Annotated in this window: 14 protein-coding genes; all 14 read left to right on the top strand. The window is 42.6% G+C overall.

Going from position 1 to position 15,298, the window contains the following annotated elements:
• Positions 1 to 38: 38 nt before the first annotated feature.
• The 14 genes from dapG (at position 39) to AM592_RS05545 (ending at position 15,269) form a co-directional block, all read left to right on the top strand.
• Complete coding sequence (dapG, locus tag AM592_RS05480) at positions 39 to 1,253, top strand: aspartate kinase (RefSeq protein WP_053602853.1); 1,215 nt, start codon at positions 39 to 41, stop codon at positions 1,251 to 1,253.
• Between the two features lie 30 nt (positions 1,254 to 1,283).
• Positions 1,284 to 2,159 (top strand): 4-hydroxy-tetrahydrodipicolinate synthase, encoded by an 876-nt coding sequence (gene dapA / locus AM592_RS05485; protein WP_053602854.1) that lies wholly within the window; start codon positions 1,284 to 1,286, stop codon positions 2,157 to 2,159.
• 226 nt (positions 2,160 to 2,385) lie between these two features.
• The gene (gene rnjB, locus AM592_RS05490) at positions 2,386 to 4,053 is read left to right on the top strand and encodes a ribonuclease J2 (RefSeq protein ID WP_053602855.1); all 1,668 of its coding nucleotides are present in this window, start codon (positions 2,386 to 2,388) and stop codon (positions 4,051 to 4,053) included.
• Positions 4,054 to 4,146: 93 nt separating this feature from the next.
• Positions 4,147 to 4,899, top strand: coding sequence for a ClpP family protease (locus tag AM592_RS05495; protein ID WP_053602856.1), 753 nt, complete (start codon positions 4,147 to 4,149; stop codon positions 4,897 to 4,899).
• Positions 4,896 to 5,111: a YlzJ-like family protein gene (locus tag AM592_RS05500; protein WP_053602857.1), complete on the top strand. Its 216-nt coding sequence runs from the start codon at positions 4,896 to 4,898 to the stop codon at positions 5,109 to 5,111. The genes AM592_RS05495 and AM592_RS05500 overlap by 4 nt, the downstream gene beginning before the upstream one ends.
• A gap of 108 nt (positions 5,112 to 5,219) precedes the next feature.
• Positions 5,220 to 7,568, top strand: a complete 2,349-nt coding sequence (locus AM592_RS05505) for a DNA translocase FtsK (protein WP_053602858.1) — start codon at positions 5,220 to 5,222, stop codon at positions 7,566 to 7,568.
• A 282-nt stretch (positions 7,569 to 7,850) separates the two neighbouring features.
• Positions 7,851 to 9,131, top strand: coding sequence for an EF-P 5-aminopentanol modification-associated protein YfmF (yfmF, locus tag AM592_RS05510; RefSeq protein ID WP_053602859.1), 1,281 nt, complete (start codon positions 7,851 to 7,853; stop codon positions 9,129 to 9,131).
• A gap of 1 nt (position 9,132) precedes the next feature.
• Positions 9,133 to 10,413: an EF-P 5-aminopentanol modification-associated protein YfmH gene (yfmH, locus tag AM592_RS05515; protein ID WP_053602860.1), complete on the top strand. Its 1,281-nt coding sequence runs from the start codon at positions 9,133 to 9,135 to the stop codon at positions 10,411 to 10,413.
• Between the two features lie 69 nt (positions 10,414 to 10,482).
• Positions 10,483 to 11,211 carry an elongation factor P 5-aminopentanone reductase gene (gene ymfI, locus AM592_RS05520; RefSeq protein ID WP_053602861.1) on the top strand — a complete coding sequence of 243 codons (729 nt, stop codon included), beginning with the start codon at positions 10,483 to 10,485 and terminating at the stop codon, positions 11,209 to 11,211.
• A 68-nt stretch (positions 11,212 to 11,279) separates the two neighbouring features.
• Positions 11,280 to 11,537 carry a DUF3243 domain-containing protein gene (locus AM592_RS05525; protein ID WP_053602862.1) on the top strand — a complete coding sequence of 86 codons (258 nt, stop codon included), beginning with the start codon at positions 11,280 to 11,282 and terminating at the stop codon, positions 11,535 to 11,537.
• Between the two features lie 119 nt (positions 11,538 to 11,656).
• A complete protein-coding gene (locus AM592_RS05530) occupies positions 11,657 to 12,448 on the top strand; it encodes a DUF3388 domain-containing protein (RefSeq protein WP_053602863.1) in 792 nt (263 codons plus the stop codon).
• Between the two features lie 16 nt (positions 12,449 to 12,464).
• Positions 12,465 to 13,379: a helix-turn-helix domain-containing protein gene (locus AM592_RS05535; RefSeq protein WP_053602864.1), complete on the top strand. Its 915-nt coding sequence runs from the start codon at positions 12,465 to 12,467 to the stop codon at positions 13,377 to 13,379.
• 40 nt (positions 13,380 to 13,419) lie between these two features.
• Complete coding sequence (pgsA, locus tag AM592_RS05540) at positions 13,420 to 14,001, top strand: CDP-diacylglycerol--glycerol-3-phosphate 3-phosphatidyltransferase (RefSeq protein ID WP_053602865.1); 582 nt, start codon at positions 13,420 to 13,422, stop codon at positions 13,999 to 14,001.
• 14 nt (positions 14,002 to 14,015) lie between these two features.
• On the top strand, positions 14,016 to 15,269 hold the full coding sequence (locus AM592_RS05545) for a competence/damage-inducible protein A (RefSeq protein WP_053602866.1): 1,254 nt from the start codon (positions 14,016 to 14,018) through the stop codon (positions 15,267 to 15,269).
• Positions 15,270 to 15,298 lie beyond the last annotated feature (29 nt).

Here is a 15,298-nt window from a genome sequence, read left to right on the forward strand (position 1 = left end):
CTCTCTTCTGTTACGTCCGCAGGCTTGGAGTGAAAAAAGTGAAAATAATCGTGCAAAAATTTGGCGGAACATCTGTAAAGGATGAATACGGCAGAAAACGCGCTCTCGCCCATATTACAGAAGCGATAAAAAACGGCTACAAATCAGTGGTTGTTGTGTCTGCTATGGGTAGAAACGGCGATCCTTATGCGACGGATTCCTTGTTAGGCCTTCTTTATGGAGGGGTATCGGCGGTTTCGGAAAGAGAACAGGATTTGCTGCTGTCCTGCGGAGAAACGATTTCTTCTGTTGTGTTTGCCAGCATGCTTAGAGAAAACGGAATCAAATCTACAGCACTTACCGGTGCTCAAGCTGGCTTTGTGACAGATGACAATTATACGAATGCAAAAATAATTGAAATGAAAACTGAACGGCTCATCAGTTATTTGGCAGAAAATGACGTAGTCGTTGTTGCCGGATTTCAGGGAGCTACGGAAAAGGGAAATGTCACTACAATCGGCCGTGGAGGAAGCGATACATCGGCTGCTGCATTAGGCGCTGCATTAGATGCTGAATTTATTGATATTTTTACAGATGTGGCGGGTGTAATGACAGCAGATCCGCGAATTGTTGAAAACGCAAAGCCGCTTTCATTGGTCACGTATACAGAAATCTGCAATCTGGCCTATCAGGGAGCAAAAGTCATTCATCCAAGAGCGGTAGAAATCGCGATGCAGGCAAAGGTTCCGATTAGGATTCGATCAACTTTTTCAAACGATCCCGGCACGCTAGTCACTTCCCATCACACGGATAAAGCAGGCAGCGACGTATACGAGCGCCTGATTACTGGAATTGCACATGTCAGCAATGTGACCCAGATTAAAGTCCCAGCAAAAGAAGGACAGTTTACGGTTCAGACGGAAGTGTTTAAAGCGATGGCTAATGCTGAAATCAGCGTCGATTTTTTCAACATTACTCCGAGTGAAATTGTTTATACAGTCCCGGGACAAGTCGCTGAGCTTGCGGAAAGAATTTTGAAGGAGCTTGGCTACCGCCCGGTCATTACACGAAATTGTGCGAAGGTTTCTGCGGTTGGTGCAGGAATAATGGGAGTACCAGGCGTGACCTCCAAAATCGTTTCTGCCCTGTCGGAAAAAGAGATATCAATCCTGCAATCCGCGGACAGCCATACTACGATTTGGGTGCTCGTGCATGAAGAAAATCTGGCATCAGCTGTAAATGCGCTTCACGAAGCATTTGAACTTTCAAAATAAATGTGATTGAATCATGATGAGGTGAAAAAAATGGATTTCGGAAATATTTCAACCGCAATGGTCACCCCTTTTGACAAAAAGGAAAATATCGACTTTCAAAAACTATCGACATTAATTGAATATTTATTAAGAAACGGTACCGATTCGATCGTCGTAGCTGGAACAACCGGAGAATCCCCTACATTAACGACAGAAGAGAAAGCCGCTTTGTTTCAGTTTGTCGTCAAAGAAGTGAACGGACGTGTACCCGTCATTGCAGGTACTGGCAGCAATAATACGAAAGCATCCATACAATTGACAAAAAAAGCAGAAGAAGCAGGCGTTGACGCGATTATGCTGGTCGTTCCGTATTACAATAAACCAAGCCAGGAAGGAATGTATCAGCACTTCAAGGCAATTGCGGAAGAAACTCCGCTGCCAATTATGCTGTACAATGTACCGGGCAGAACAGCTTCCTCGCTTCTGCCGGAAACGATTGTGCGTCTTTCTGACCTGCCGAATATTGTCGCAGTGAAGGAAGCAAGCGGCAATCTGGATGCAATTACAACCATCATTTCGGAAACGGATGATCGTTTTCTCGTTTACTCCGGAGACGACAGTTTGACATTGCCTATTCTTTCTCTAGGAGGAAGAGGCGTTGTATCTGTCGCTTCCCATGTTGTTGGAAACGACATGCAGGAAATGGTCACAAGCTTCAAAGCAGGAGAGATAGGTAAAGCAGCATCGCTTCATCAAAGCCTGCTCCCTATCATGAAAGAGCTTTTTTCAGCGCCGAGTCCGACGCCTGTAAAAACAGCATTGCAAATGAAGGGCTTGGATGTGGGACCTGTACGGATGCCGCTTATTCCATTGACAGAGAATGAGAGAAATAATTTAAGCTTCGTACTGAATGCCTATCATCGATAATAGAAAAATTTCTTTAAGCAAAATTTTAAATATTTCGCGGACAGATTTTTTGCCTGCGAAATATACGTAAGGACAGCCGCTCTCATGAAAAAGAGAGCGGCTGTCTGTTTAAATTGATACATACACGAAAACCTAATATGGTGATTCGCTTGTTTTATAAATTCAAGTTCAGTTATAATAAAGATAATTGTTTTGAACGGGCAAGAGAGATTAGGAGGATTAGAATTTGAAAAAGAAAAATACAGAAAATATTCGAATTATCGCCCTTGGAGGGGTAGGGGAGATTGGCAAAAATCTCTATGTGATTGAAATTGATTCCGAGATCTTCATTGTTGATGCAGGGCTTATGCATCCTGAAAATGAAATGCTTGGAATTGACGTAGTGATCCCTGATATCAGTTATTTAATCGAACGGTCTGATCGTGTAAAAGCAATCTTTTTAACTCACGGCCACGAAGAAAGCATTGGTGGCGTTTTTTATTGTTTAAACAAATTTTCAGTACCTGTCTACGGAACAAAACTAACTCTTGCTTTATTAAAAGAAAATTTTAAGCAGTTTCGTCCATCTTCAAAAGCGGATTTTCGTGAAATTCATTCAGATTCCGTGATTACGTTCAATTCAACAAAAGTATCGTTTTTCAGAACAAATCACAGCATCCCAGATTCAGTAGGAGTCAGCTTTAAAACGTCTTTAGGCTCCATCGTTTGTACCGGGGATTTTAAATTTGACCAAACGCCTTCTGCCACACAGGCAAGTGATATCGGCAAGATGGCGAACATTGGAACAGAAGGGGTTTTGTGTCTTTTATCAGACAGCGCTAACGCTGAGAAGCCGGGGTATACACCATCGGAAGCCGTAGTAAAAGCTGAAATTTCAGACGCTATTTACGGATCGGAAAACAGGGTGATCGTTGCAGTCGCAGCATCGAATGTAATCAGAATCCAGCAGGTAATCGATGCAGCTATTCAACACGGCAGAAAGCTCGCCATTGCCGGAAAAGAAATCCAATCCATCTTACAGCTTGCAATAAAACAAGGTATTATTGAAGTTGAAGAAGAAATATTTGTCCCGCTGCAGGAAATAAAAAACCAACCAAAAAATCAAGTGGTTGTTTTAACCGCGGGAAGCCATGGCGAACCGCTTGCGGCACTTACGAAAATGGTGCGCCAAGGCCATAAGCAAATCTCAATCGAAGAAGGCGACACGATTCTTATTGCATCTACGCCAATACCCGGACATGAGCTTATCTACTCAAAAACAGTCAATCTGTTAACGCGTGCAGGAGCAAACGTTGTTTTTGCCCAAAAACGTGTCCACGTAACGGGACATGGCTTTCAGGAAGAGTTGAAGCTGATGCTGAATTTGATGAAGCCGAAGTATTTGATTCCGGTCAACGGGGAATACAGGATGCAAAAAGCCCACTCCAAACTAGCAGAAGAAACCGGCATGAAGCGGAGCGATATCTTTTTGCTGGATAAGGGAGACGTTGTGGAATTCCGCGGCCAAAACGTGAAAGTCGGCGAGAAAGTGACGTACGGTAATATACTAATTGACGGATTAGGGGTAGGCGATATCGGAAATATTGTTCTCAGGGACCGTCGCTTGCTCTCTCAGGATGGTATTCTTATCGTTGTGGTTACTTTGGATAAAAAGAAAAAACAGCTGGTAGCCGGTCCTGAAATCATAACCCGCGGATTTGTGTATGTCAGGGAATCTGAACAGCTAATCGTGCAAGCGACAGAGCTGGTTCGTCAGATTACTGTTGAGAATACTGAGAATTCGATCGTGGAATGGTCGACTCTAAAACAAAACATGAGAGATAAACTCAACCAATTTTTATACGAAAAAACCAAACGCAAGCCGATGATCATTCCGATCATTATGGAAGTTTAAACCGGGACGATCCCGGTTTTTTCTTATGTCAAGGCATGAAAAGTGCGCCTCATGAAAATACTATCCAAAGAACACTTGGAAAGGGTGGTGCATATGAGCAAGAATCATGCAGACACAAATGCTGGAGATTACCCTCAGGAAGAACCGAAAAAACAGCCGGAAAAAGAAAACATCCTCAACAAGATCCAGCAGATGGGAGAAACGAATCTTCCGCAAATGGGGCAGGATACAAATATCCACTGTTTAACGATCATAGGTCAAATCGAAGGGCATGTACAATTGCCGCCGCAAAACAAAACGACAAAATATGAGCATGTGATACCGCAAATAGTAGCTGTTGAACAAAATTCTAAAATTGAAGGATTGCTAATCATTTTAAATACTGTAGGAGGAGACGTGGAAGCTGGTCTTGCGATTGCAGAAATGCTTGCCTCTCTTTCAAAACCGACCGTATCCATTGTACTTGGAGGTGGCCATAGCATCGGAGTGCCGATTGCAGTGTCATGTGATTATTCTTATATTGCAGAATCTGCAACGATGACCATTCATCCCGTCAGGCTGACAGGTCTTGTCATCGGTGTTCCGCAAACCTTTGAATATTTGGACAAAATGCAGGAACGCGTCATCAACTTTGTTACGGCCCACTCCGAAATATCGGATGAGAAATTCAAAGAGTTAATGCTCTCAAAAGGTAATTTAACAAGAGATATCGGTACGAATGTCATCGGTAAAGACGCTGTAAAATTTGGGTTAATCAATGAGGTCGGAGGAGTAGGACAGGCGATCAAAAAGCTAAATGAGCTAATTGAAAAAGGGAATCAAAAGAATGGGGAGTTATTGCAGTGATATTATATACAACGACTCCGCTGGAAATCGTTTTTGCCAATAACGAAAAAGACGCTGCAAACCGGCAATTGACAGAAGTAAATGGGATCCCTGTGCTTGTCGAAATTGCCGGTGATGAAGCAGAGATTATTCAGGTCATGAGTACAGACCCGATGCATTTTCTTCAACAGGAAGTAAACCCCGGCCAAAAAATAAAGCTGAGCTTGAAATAGGTTTTAGCTTGGAACAGCTTGTATGGTATAATGAAGTAAGATTTTTGTTGCAGCCAGATTAGGCTGCTTTTGTTATTCGGTATAGAATTTTTCGGTAAGGTGATGAGATTGGCAAAAACAAAACGCAGGTCAAAAAAAAAATCGGTGAAGAAATTATCGATTAAATATGAGCTATATGGCTTATTATGTATCGCAATTTCGATTATTGCCGTTCTTCAACTTGGAGTCGTCGGCAATACGTTTGTTTATTTGTTCCGTTTTTTTATGGGCGAATGGTTTATCCTTTGTCTTATTTCTTTATTTTTAATTGGTGTTTCAGTATTTTGGAAGAAAAAAACCCCAACGTTTTTTACGAGGAGAAAAGCTGGGGTTTATTGCATCATTGCAAGTATACTCTTGCTCTCTCACATTATGCTTTTTCAAAATGCGGCAAATGGCATGCATTCTCCGAGTGTAATCAGGGTAACATGGGAGCTGTTTAGTGAGGAATTAAAAGGACAACGGGGACAAGCAGATCTCGGTGGCGGCATGATCGGCGCCGTTTTATTTGCCGCCTCGTATTTCCTGTTTGCTTCATTTGGATCGCGTCTGGTGGCGATTTTGCTTATCTTGATCGGGATTGTCCTGATTACTGACAGATCCCTGCAGGAGATGCTGAAAAAATTTGGCGGTCCGGTGTTCCGTTTTTTCCAGAACCAATGGTCTTCTTTTATCGATGATCTAAAGCAGCTCCGGGCAGGTGCAAAATCTTCAAAAACGAAATCTGCAAAAAAACAGAAGGTCCGGAAAAAGCCCGCTGAAGAAAAAGATGTTGAAGACGCCTGGGAGCCGGAACCATCTCAGCCGGTTCACAGTGAGCCCATCATCTCAAGCTTTTCTGATCGGGATGATTTTCAATCTGAAATTCCTGAGGATGAACAACCTGGCTCCGGGCAAAAAGCACCCGCAGCAAAAAACAAAACAGAAGAATCAGGTGAATCTCCTGCAAATGAAAATGTAGCCATTACGTTTTCTGAACCGGAAAACAAGGATTACCATCTTCCCTCGATTGAGTCTCTTTCCCAGCCGGCTCATTCCGGCCAGCTAACGGATAAGAAAAATATTTATGAGAATGCAAGAAAGCTTGAGCGGACGTTTCAAAGCTTCGGAGTTAAGGCAAAAGTGACTCAAGTTCATCTTGGACCAGCGGTGACAAAGTATGAAGTTTACCCGGATGTAGGTGTAAAAGTAAGCAAAATCGTTAATTTAAGCGATGATTTGGCTCTTGCCCTTGCTGCGAAGGATATCCGGATTGAAGCGCCGATTCCGGGAAAATCAGCAATTGGAATCGAGGTACCGAATGCTGAAGTTGCGATGGTTTCCTTGCGGGAGGTGCTGGAATCCAAGCTCAATGACCGGCCGGACGCCAAGCTTTTGATTGGGCTTGGTCGTAATATTTCCGGTGAAGCGGTGCTTGCCGAGTTAAACAAAATGCCTCATTTACTCGTTGCAGGCGCGACCGGAAGCGGAAAAAGCGTTTGCGTAAATGGAATTATCATCAGCATTCTTATGAGAGCGAAGCCGCATGAAGTGAAGCTGATGATGATTGACCCAAAAATGGTTGAGCTTAACGTGTACAATGGAATTCCGCATCTTCTTGCGCCGGTCGTGACCGATCCGAAAAAAGCTTCACAAGCGCTGAAAAAGGTCGTTAACGAGATGGAGCGAAGATATGAATTGTTTTCACATACCGGTACGCGTAATATCGAAGGCTTTAACGACTATATCAAAAGAAGCAATCAGGAAGAAGGCGCTATGCAGGCGGAGCTTCCATATATCGTTGTGATCGTCGATGAGCTCGCCGACTTAATGATGGTGGCTTCATCCGATGTGGAGGACAGCATAACAAGACTGTCGCAAATGGCAAGGGCAGCCGGAATCCATATGATTATCGCGACTCAACGTCCTTCTGTTGATGTCATTACAGGGGTCATTAAAGCGAATATTCCTTCACGGATTGCATTTAGCGTTTCCTCTCAAATTGATTCAAGGACCATTCTCGATATGGGCGGCGCGGAAAAGCTTCTGGGCCGCGGGGACATGCTGTTCCTTCCGGTCGGGGCAAATAAACCGGTACGGGTACAAGGGGCGTTTTTGTCTGACGAAGAAGTAGAAAAAATCGTGGATTATGTGATCACACAGCAAAAAGCACAATATCAGGAGGAAATGATTCCTGATGAAGTTTCTGAACCGCAAGCAGAAGTATCAGATGATTTATATGATGAAGCAGTTGAGCTGGTCGTCGGTATGCAGACGGCGTCAGTATCTATGCTGCAAAGACGATTCAGAATCGGATACACTCGGGCTGCAAGGTTAATTGACTATATGGAGGATCGGGGAGTCGTCGGTCCTTATGAAGGCAGCAAGCCGAGGGAAGTCCTTTTATCAAAAGAAAAATATGAAGAGCTTTCTTCTTAAACAAAACACCCGCCAATTTGGCGGGTGTTATTTTAGTGTTGAATAATATTATTATGTAAACTAAAGTGATCTGTGGTTTTTCTTTACCACATACATATTTTGTTTATAGAGCAGACACAATAGACAGGAAGTTGCTGCTTTCATGTTTTTCGGACTAAAACAAGTCAGGGCTTTTGTTTCCCTAATTTTTTTTCAATTGGTATAATGACATTCATAAGCGGATTAGCGATTTATACCAATCTTTCTACATATGATTAAAGAATAGCAAAAGGAGGTCATACATTGAAAGGCTTAACTGAAACGAAGCATAAACAAAACGGCTTAACTGCTCATTTCATAAAAACAGAAAAATTTAAAACGATAACTGTAACTTTTAAAATGCTTGCGCCTTTGCAAAAAGAGACGGTGACGAAACGGGCGCTATTTCCTTATGTGCTTCAAAGAGGCACGAAGAACTATCCGAAAACATCGGACATCCAAGCATACTTAGATACGTTATATGGGGCCACTTTTTCTGTGGATCTAACGAAAAAAGGGGAACAGCATGTCATTTCCTTTCGGATGGAAGTGGCGAATGAAAAGTTTTTATCCGACCAAACGCCGCTTCTTGAAAAAGCCATGCAGCTTTTTTCAGAAATAATCTTCATCCCTGGTCTGGAAAACGATACATTCTCCGCCCACTATGTCTCTCAGGAAAAACGAACGATGAAACAAAGAATTCAAGCGGTATTCGATGATAAAATGAGATACTCAAATTTACGTCTCGTGCAGGAAATGTGCAAGGATGAACCATATGCCCTACACGTCAATGGAGAACTTGAAGATGTTGAACAGATTACAGAGCAAGATTTGTACGATGCGTATCAAAAAGCTTTGCATGAGGATCAGCTAGATCTGTACATCGTAGGGGACATCGACGAGCAGCAGGTTCAAAACCTGACGGAAAAATTTTTCCAGACTAAAGACAGAGAGAACCGCTTATTTCAGGCAGCCGAGGCCAAAGGCGGGCAAGAGCCTAAGGAAGTTATTGAAGATTCAGATGTCAAGCAAGGAAAATTAAACATTGGCTACAGAACAAACATTCATTACGGCGATGAAGATTATCCGGCACTCCAAGTTTTCAATGGACTGTTCGGCGGATTTTCCCATTCAAAGCTATTCATTAATGTCAGGGAAAAGGAAAGCCTTGCCTACTATGCAGCATCCCGTGTCGAAAGCTTTAAAGGACTTTTAATGGTGATGTCGGGAATTGAAGTGAAAAATTACGAAAAAGCCGTCACCATTATTCAAGAACAGTTTCAGGCGATGAAAAATGGGGATTTTTCGGAAGATGAAATTGCCCAAACGAAGGCCGTCATCAAAAATCAGATGCTTGAAACGCTGGATACCTCTCATGGTGTTACAGAGCTTTTGTATCAGCAGGCTGCAGCACATGAAGAAAAAAGCGTTGAAGACATTCTTGAAGCCATTGAACGTGTGACAAAAGATGAAATCGTTCAAGCAGCCGCAAAAATCGAGCTCGATACCACCTATTTTTTAAAGGGATCGGAGGGAGAAGCTTAAAATGAAAACCGAGACATTTGAACAGCTTCAGGAAACCTTATATCACGAAAAAATGAAAACCGGTCTTGAGGTGTATGTACTTCCTAAAACCGGATTTAACAAAACATATGCCACATTTACTACGAAGTACGGATCTATTGACAATCAGTTTGTCCCGCTGCAAAAAAACGAGATGATCCATGTGCCGGATGGGATCGCTCATTTTCTTGAGCACAAGCTATTTGAGAAGGAAGATGGCGATGTTTTTCAGCAATTTAGCAAGCATGGCGCTTCAGCCAACGCGTTTACTTCCTTTACACGGACCGCTTATTTGTTTTCAAGCACCTCAAATGTCGAGCGCAATCTGGAAACATTGATCGACTTTGTTCAAGATCCTTACTTCACAGAAAAAACGGTAGAAAAAGAAAAAGGGATTATCGGACAGGAAATTCACATGTATGAGGATAATCCTGATTGGCGGCTGTTTTTCGGTTTGATCCAGAATATGTATGAAGAGCATCCTGTTAAAATTGATATCGCCGGAACAGTAGAAAGCATTTCTCATATTACAAAAGATTTGCTGTACGAATGCTACAACACGTTTTATCATCCGAGCAACATGCTGTTGTTTGTCGTTGGTCCGGTAGATCCTGAGGCAATTATTACACAGGTCAGGGAAAATCAAGAGAAGAAACCTTTTACGGATCAGCCGGAAATCGCCAGAAAGGATATTAAAGATCCCGACCATGTTATAAAAAAAGTAAATGAAATTAAAATGAGTGTGCAGCGATCCAAATGCTTAGTTGGAGTAAAAGCGAAAAATCCATTCAAACAAGGAGATGAGCTGCTTACCCATGAGCTGGCAATGAATTTGCTGCTTGAATGCTTGTTCGGCAAGAGCTCTTCCAACTATGAAGAGCTTTACGAAAAAGGATTGATTGACGAGACATTCAGCTATGATTACACCGAAGAGTATGGATTTGGCTTCGTGTCTGTCGGAGGGGATACCGATTCTCCGGACGAACTGGCAAGCGCTCTGCAAGAAACTTTGCTGAAAGCATCATCCATTGTGAGCGAACAAAAAATGGAATTGGCTCGAAAGAAGAAAATCGGACAGTTTTTAAAAGCAATGAATTCACCGGAATATATCGCTAATCAATTTACGAGATATGCCTTTAGTCAAATGAATCTTCTAGAAGTTGTCCAATTCCTTGAACGGATTAAGCTTTCAGATATTATGAAAATTGCCGATGAGGAATTTTCTGAGAACAGAATCACGGTTTGTAAAGTGGTCCCTAAATAGCCATCCTTCGCCAAGAGGGATGGTTTTCCCGTATGATGGATAGAAAAAAGAAAGCGGGGTTTTTAGAACATGAAGAAAGCGGCTCTCGTTACCGGTGCAAGCGGAGGAATCGGACAGCGTGTGGCGGAATCCCTTGCGGAAAACAACTATAATCTTTATTTACATTATCATCAAAACCATCAGGCTGCCAGCCGGCTGGCTGAAAAATTGAATAAGCAATTCGATGTGTCTGCAACTCTAATCCAATGTGATTTTTCAAGCAAAACAGAGGTGAATCGGATCTCTGATGAAATCACGACTCCGCTAGATGCTATTGTGTTAACCAGCGGAATCAGCAGAATCGGGCTTATCACAGACATGACAGATGAACTCGTTGAAGAAATGATACATATTCACGTCTCCTCTCCTTTTAAGTTAATACGAAATCTTCTGCCGCCAATGATATCAAGAAAAAAAGGAAGCATCGTTGTCATCAGCTCGATTTGGGGAGAAACCGGTGCTGCGTGTGAGGTGCTGTACAGTATGGCAAAGGGTGCGCAGCATTCATTTGTAAAAGCTCTCGCCAAAGAATTGGCACCAAGCGGAATCCGTGTCAATGCGGTGGCGCCAGGCGCAATCAACACTGCCATGAATGAACAGTTTTCAGATGAGGAAATCCGTATGATGTCTGAAGAAATTCCGATGGGAAGGCTCGGTAAGCCGAACGAAATCGCTGGCTGTGTTGAATTTTTGCTATCTGAAAAATCCTCTTATGTGACCGGACAAATTCTCTCGGCAAACGGCGGATGGCTTTGCTAAAAAGTGAATGAAAACGAAATTGTCAGGACACACTACCATCGTAAGATAATTAAAAAGGAGGGGCAGCTATGTCTGTATTAGACAACTGGGACAGCTGGAAAAGCTTTTTAGGTGACAGAATTAACTTTGCTCATGAAAGAGGAATGTCTGATGAAACCATTTCAGATTTAGCCTTTGAAATTGGCGGGTACTTAGCGAATCAGGTTGATTCACAGAACCAGCAGGAGAAAGTTCTTGCCGATCTATGGAGTGTTGCCTCTGAAGATGAACAAAGAGCAATCGCAAAAATCATGGTAAAACTTGTTGAAAATAACAGTACCCACTAAAAAAAGAGAGGGAATCCTCTCTTTTTTTCGTTTACCTGCACATAAGACTTTCTTAATCCGCAAAAATGATTTATGATTAAGAGGAGTGAAATTTTGCCACAATGTAGGGGGTTTGTCGTTTGACAAAGCTTGAATGGTACTTCGAATATGAAATTCAAGTCAATCGTCCAGGGCTGCTTGGAGATATTTCTTCATTGCTTGGCATGCTTTCAATTAATATTGTAACGATCAATGGTGTTGATTTGTCCAGAAGGGGCCTCTTGCTCAGATGCAGCCACATGGATCAAATCAAGCGATTGGAATCGATTTTAAATACAATGGATACAATTAGAGTGACAAAGCTAAGGGAGCCAAAGCTTCGAGATCGATTAGCCGTCAGACACGGGCGCTATATTCAGAGGGATGCAGACGATAAAAAAACGTTTCGGTTCGTTAGAGATGAACTGGGCTTATTAGTTGATTTTATGGCTGAGCTTTTTAAAAAAGACGGCCACAAGCTAATTGGCATCCGCGGTATGCCTCGAGTCGGAAAAACGGAATCGATTGTTGCTTCAAGCGTTTGTGCAAGCAAGCGGTGGCTTTTTGTTTCATCAACTCTATTAAAGCAGACGATTCGAAGCCAGCTCATTGCAGACGAATACAGTACAGAAAATGTCTTCATCGTGGATGGGATTGTCTCGACCAGAAGGGGTTCTGAACGACACCTTCAGCTTCTCAGAGAAATTATGCAATTGCCGGCGACCAAGGTGGTTGAACATCCCGATATTTTCGTACAGAATACGGAATATACGATGGATGACTTTGATTATATTATTGAGCTTCGCAATCATGATGACGAAGTAATTACATACGAAAATGCCGAAGAATCTCAAATGTTTGACCAATCGGGATTATCCGGCTTTGATTTCTAAAATGGAGGGTGTAGTTTTGACTGAATTAGGACTACGGCTAAAAGAGGCCAGAGAGGAACAAGGAATGACTCTTGAGGATCTTCAGGGGACCACGAAAATACAAAAGCGGTATTTAGTGGCGATTGAAGAAGGAAACTACGATGTCATCCCAGGAAAGTTTTATGTACGAGCATTCATTAAGCAATACTCAGAAACTGTCGGGCTAGATTCCGATCTTTTGTTCGATGAGTATAAAAAGGATGTTCCAAGTACGCAAACGGACGAAGTATCAGAGAAGATTTCACAAATGCCCGCTAAAAAGGAGCTGCCAAAATCAGCCTCTAAATTCATGGGGGCATTGCCTACCATTCTTGTCATTTTAGGTGTGATCGTCGTTGCGGCAATCTTTTATATATTAATTTTGGGAGGAAATCAATCTCAGTCTCCTCCTAATAATACATCTCCAAATACTGAAAAAAGTGAGTACGCTGTTTCTGATGATTCTCCGCTAACTGATGCAGAAAAAAAGCAAAAAGACGGTGAAACCCAATCAGAAAAGACAACAAACCAGGAATCAAATGATTCTGCTGCATCTACTACGGAAAACAAGAAGCCGGAATTGAATATTTCTGCAGTAGGCTCGGAAGGTACGACAACCACTTATGAAGTAACAGGAGCGGAATCACTTAAATTAGAAGTGATTGCTAAAGAAAGCTCTTGGGTCCGCGTTCGTGATGAGGCAGGAAAGGAGCTTCAGGCCGGAGAGCTTTCTAAAGGAAAATCTTTTTCTCATGATATTTCCGATCAGGCAGAAGTTGATTTGCGCCTTGGCTATACGCCGGGAATCGAATTGAAAGTGAATGGGAAAACTGTCTCTTACAAATTAAATCCAAATGAAGCTATAACTCAAAATATAAAGATAATAAATAAAAAGGAGGAAAAGTCATCTTGAAATCACCGAAGATGACTTTTTCATATGATGGAGGAAAAAAATGTTCAATCTCCCAAATAAAATAACACTTTCCAGAATTGCACTTATTCCAATCTTTATGATCTTCATGCTGGCTCCGCTGGATTTTGGCCAGGTGCAGATTGGAAATGAAAGTATACAGACTGCGCATCTTGCAGGAGCCATTCTGTTTATTATTGCTTCAACTACAGATTGGGTCGACGGTTATTACGCAAGAAAACTGAATATGGTTACGAATTTCGGGAAATTTCTCGATCCTTTAGCTGACAAGCTTCTCGTTTCTGCTGCATTGATTATTTTGGTACAAATTGGATTAGCGCCTGCATGGATGGTAATTGTCATTATCAGCAGAGAATTTGCTGTCACCGGACTTAGGCTTGTGCTTGCAGGGACAGGAGAAGTCGTTGCTGCCAATATGTTGGGAAAAATTAAAACGTGGGCACAAATCATTGCTGTATCTGCGCTGCTCTTACATAACCTCCCATTTGAACTGATTTCCTTTCCGTTTGGCACTTTGGCTCTTTGGGTAGCTGTGTTTTTCACAGTCATTTCCGGTTGGGACTATTTTGCGAAAAATTGGGACGCTCTTAAAACGTCAGATTAATGGGAGTGGTTGAATTGAAGATTGAAAAGAATGCTGAAATTATCGCTGTCGGCTCGGAACTTTTACTCGGGCAGATTGCGAATACGAATGCCCAGTTTATCAGCAAGCAGCTGGCGGAAATCGGTGTAAACATGTTTTACCATACCGTCGTAGGAGACAATGTATCCCGGCTCAAGCAAGTCATTAAAACGGCCCAAGAGCGCTCCGATTTTCTTATTTTTACCGGGGGGCTGGGACCGACAAAGGATGACCTGACAAAGGAAACAATTGCTGAAATTATCGGCCGCCCGCTGGTGATTAATGATGAAGCTATGGCTTCGATAGAAAGGTATTTTGCCAAAACGAACCGAATGATGTCACCGAACAACCGTAAGCAAGCACTTGTTCTTGAGGGATCTGATGTACTGGTGAATCGATTCGGCATGGCTCCGGGAATGCTTTTAGAAAGCAATGGCTGTTTTTATATGCTTCTTCCCGGACCGCCTAGCGAGATGAAGCCGATGGTAGAGCAGGAAGCTATCCCGCTCTTGCTTGAAAAATTTGGGCACAATGAAAAGATTGTCTCTAAGGTTCTCCGTTTTTTTGGAATTGGCGAATCTCAGCTTGAAACAGATTTGGAAGATATCATTGATTCTCAAACGAATCCTACGATCGCTCCTCTTGCCGCAGATGGGGAGGTCACTCTCCGTTTGACGGCCAAGCATGCTGATCAGGATGAAACAAAGCGATTGCTTGAAGAAGCAGAAGCAAAAATCATGGATCGTGTAGGCGAGTATTTTTATGGATACGATGATACTTCTCTTGTTGGTGAGCTTGTTAAGGCATGCAGGGAAAAAGGGTTGAGCCTTTCAGCTGCAGAAAGCTTTACCGGGGGGCTTTTTTCTGAAGGAATTACGAATATCAGCGGAGTCTCAAGTTTTTTTAAAGGGAGCGTTGTATGCTATACAAATGAGATGAAGAACTCTGTTGTCGGAGTGTCTGAACAAACACTCAGGCATCACGGGGCTGTAAGTGCAGAATGTGCGAAAGAGCTTGCTGCGGGGATAAAAAGCGTATCCGGGAGCGATATTGGAATCAGCTTTACCGGAGTGGCTGGTCCTGATTCCCAAGAAGGCCATCCGCCAGGCAAGGTTTTTATCGGAATCGCTATTACTGGAAAGCAGGTATTGTCATTTGAGTTTATTTTTGCTGGAACGAGGTCGGGAATTCGAAAAAGGTCTGCCAAATACGGAAGCTACCTGCTTTTAAAGGAACTTGAAAATGAATGAGTAGAGGCTGATTTTAATTTTTGAAGCCT

Source organism: Bacillus gobiensis (genome assembly GCF_001278705.1).
Taxonomy (GTDB): Bacteria; Bacillota; Bacilli; order Bacillales; family Bacillaceae; genus Bacillus; species Bacillus gobiensis.

Excerpts from the sequence above, each read along its gene's own strand:
- AM592_RS05495 (WP_053602856.1), top strand. The coding sequence starts at position 4,147 with ATGAGCAAGAATCATGCAGACACAAATGCTGGAGATTACCCTCAGGAA.
- AM592_RS05525 (WP_053602862.1), top strand. The coding sequence starts at position 11,280 with ATGTCTGTATTAGACAACTGGGACAGCTGGAAAAGCTTTTTAGGTGAC.
- dapA (WP_053602854.1), top strand. The coding sequence starts at position 1,284 with ATGGATTTCGGAAATATTTCAACCGCAATGGTCACCCCTTTTGACAAA.
- ymfI (WP_053602861.1), top strand. The coding sequence starts at position 10,483 with ATGAAGAAAGCGGCTCTCGTTACCGGTGCAAGCGGAGGAATCGGACAG.
- pgsA (WP_053602865.1), top strand. The coding sequence starts at position 13,420 with ATGTTCAATCTCCCAAATAAAATAACACTTTCCAGAATTGCACTTATT.
- yfmH (WP_053602860.1), top strand. The coding sequence starts at position 9,133 with ATGAAAACCGAGACATTTGAACAGCTTCAGGAAACCTTATATCACGAA.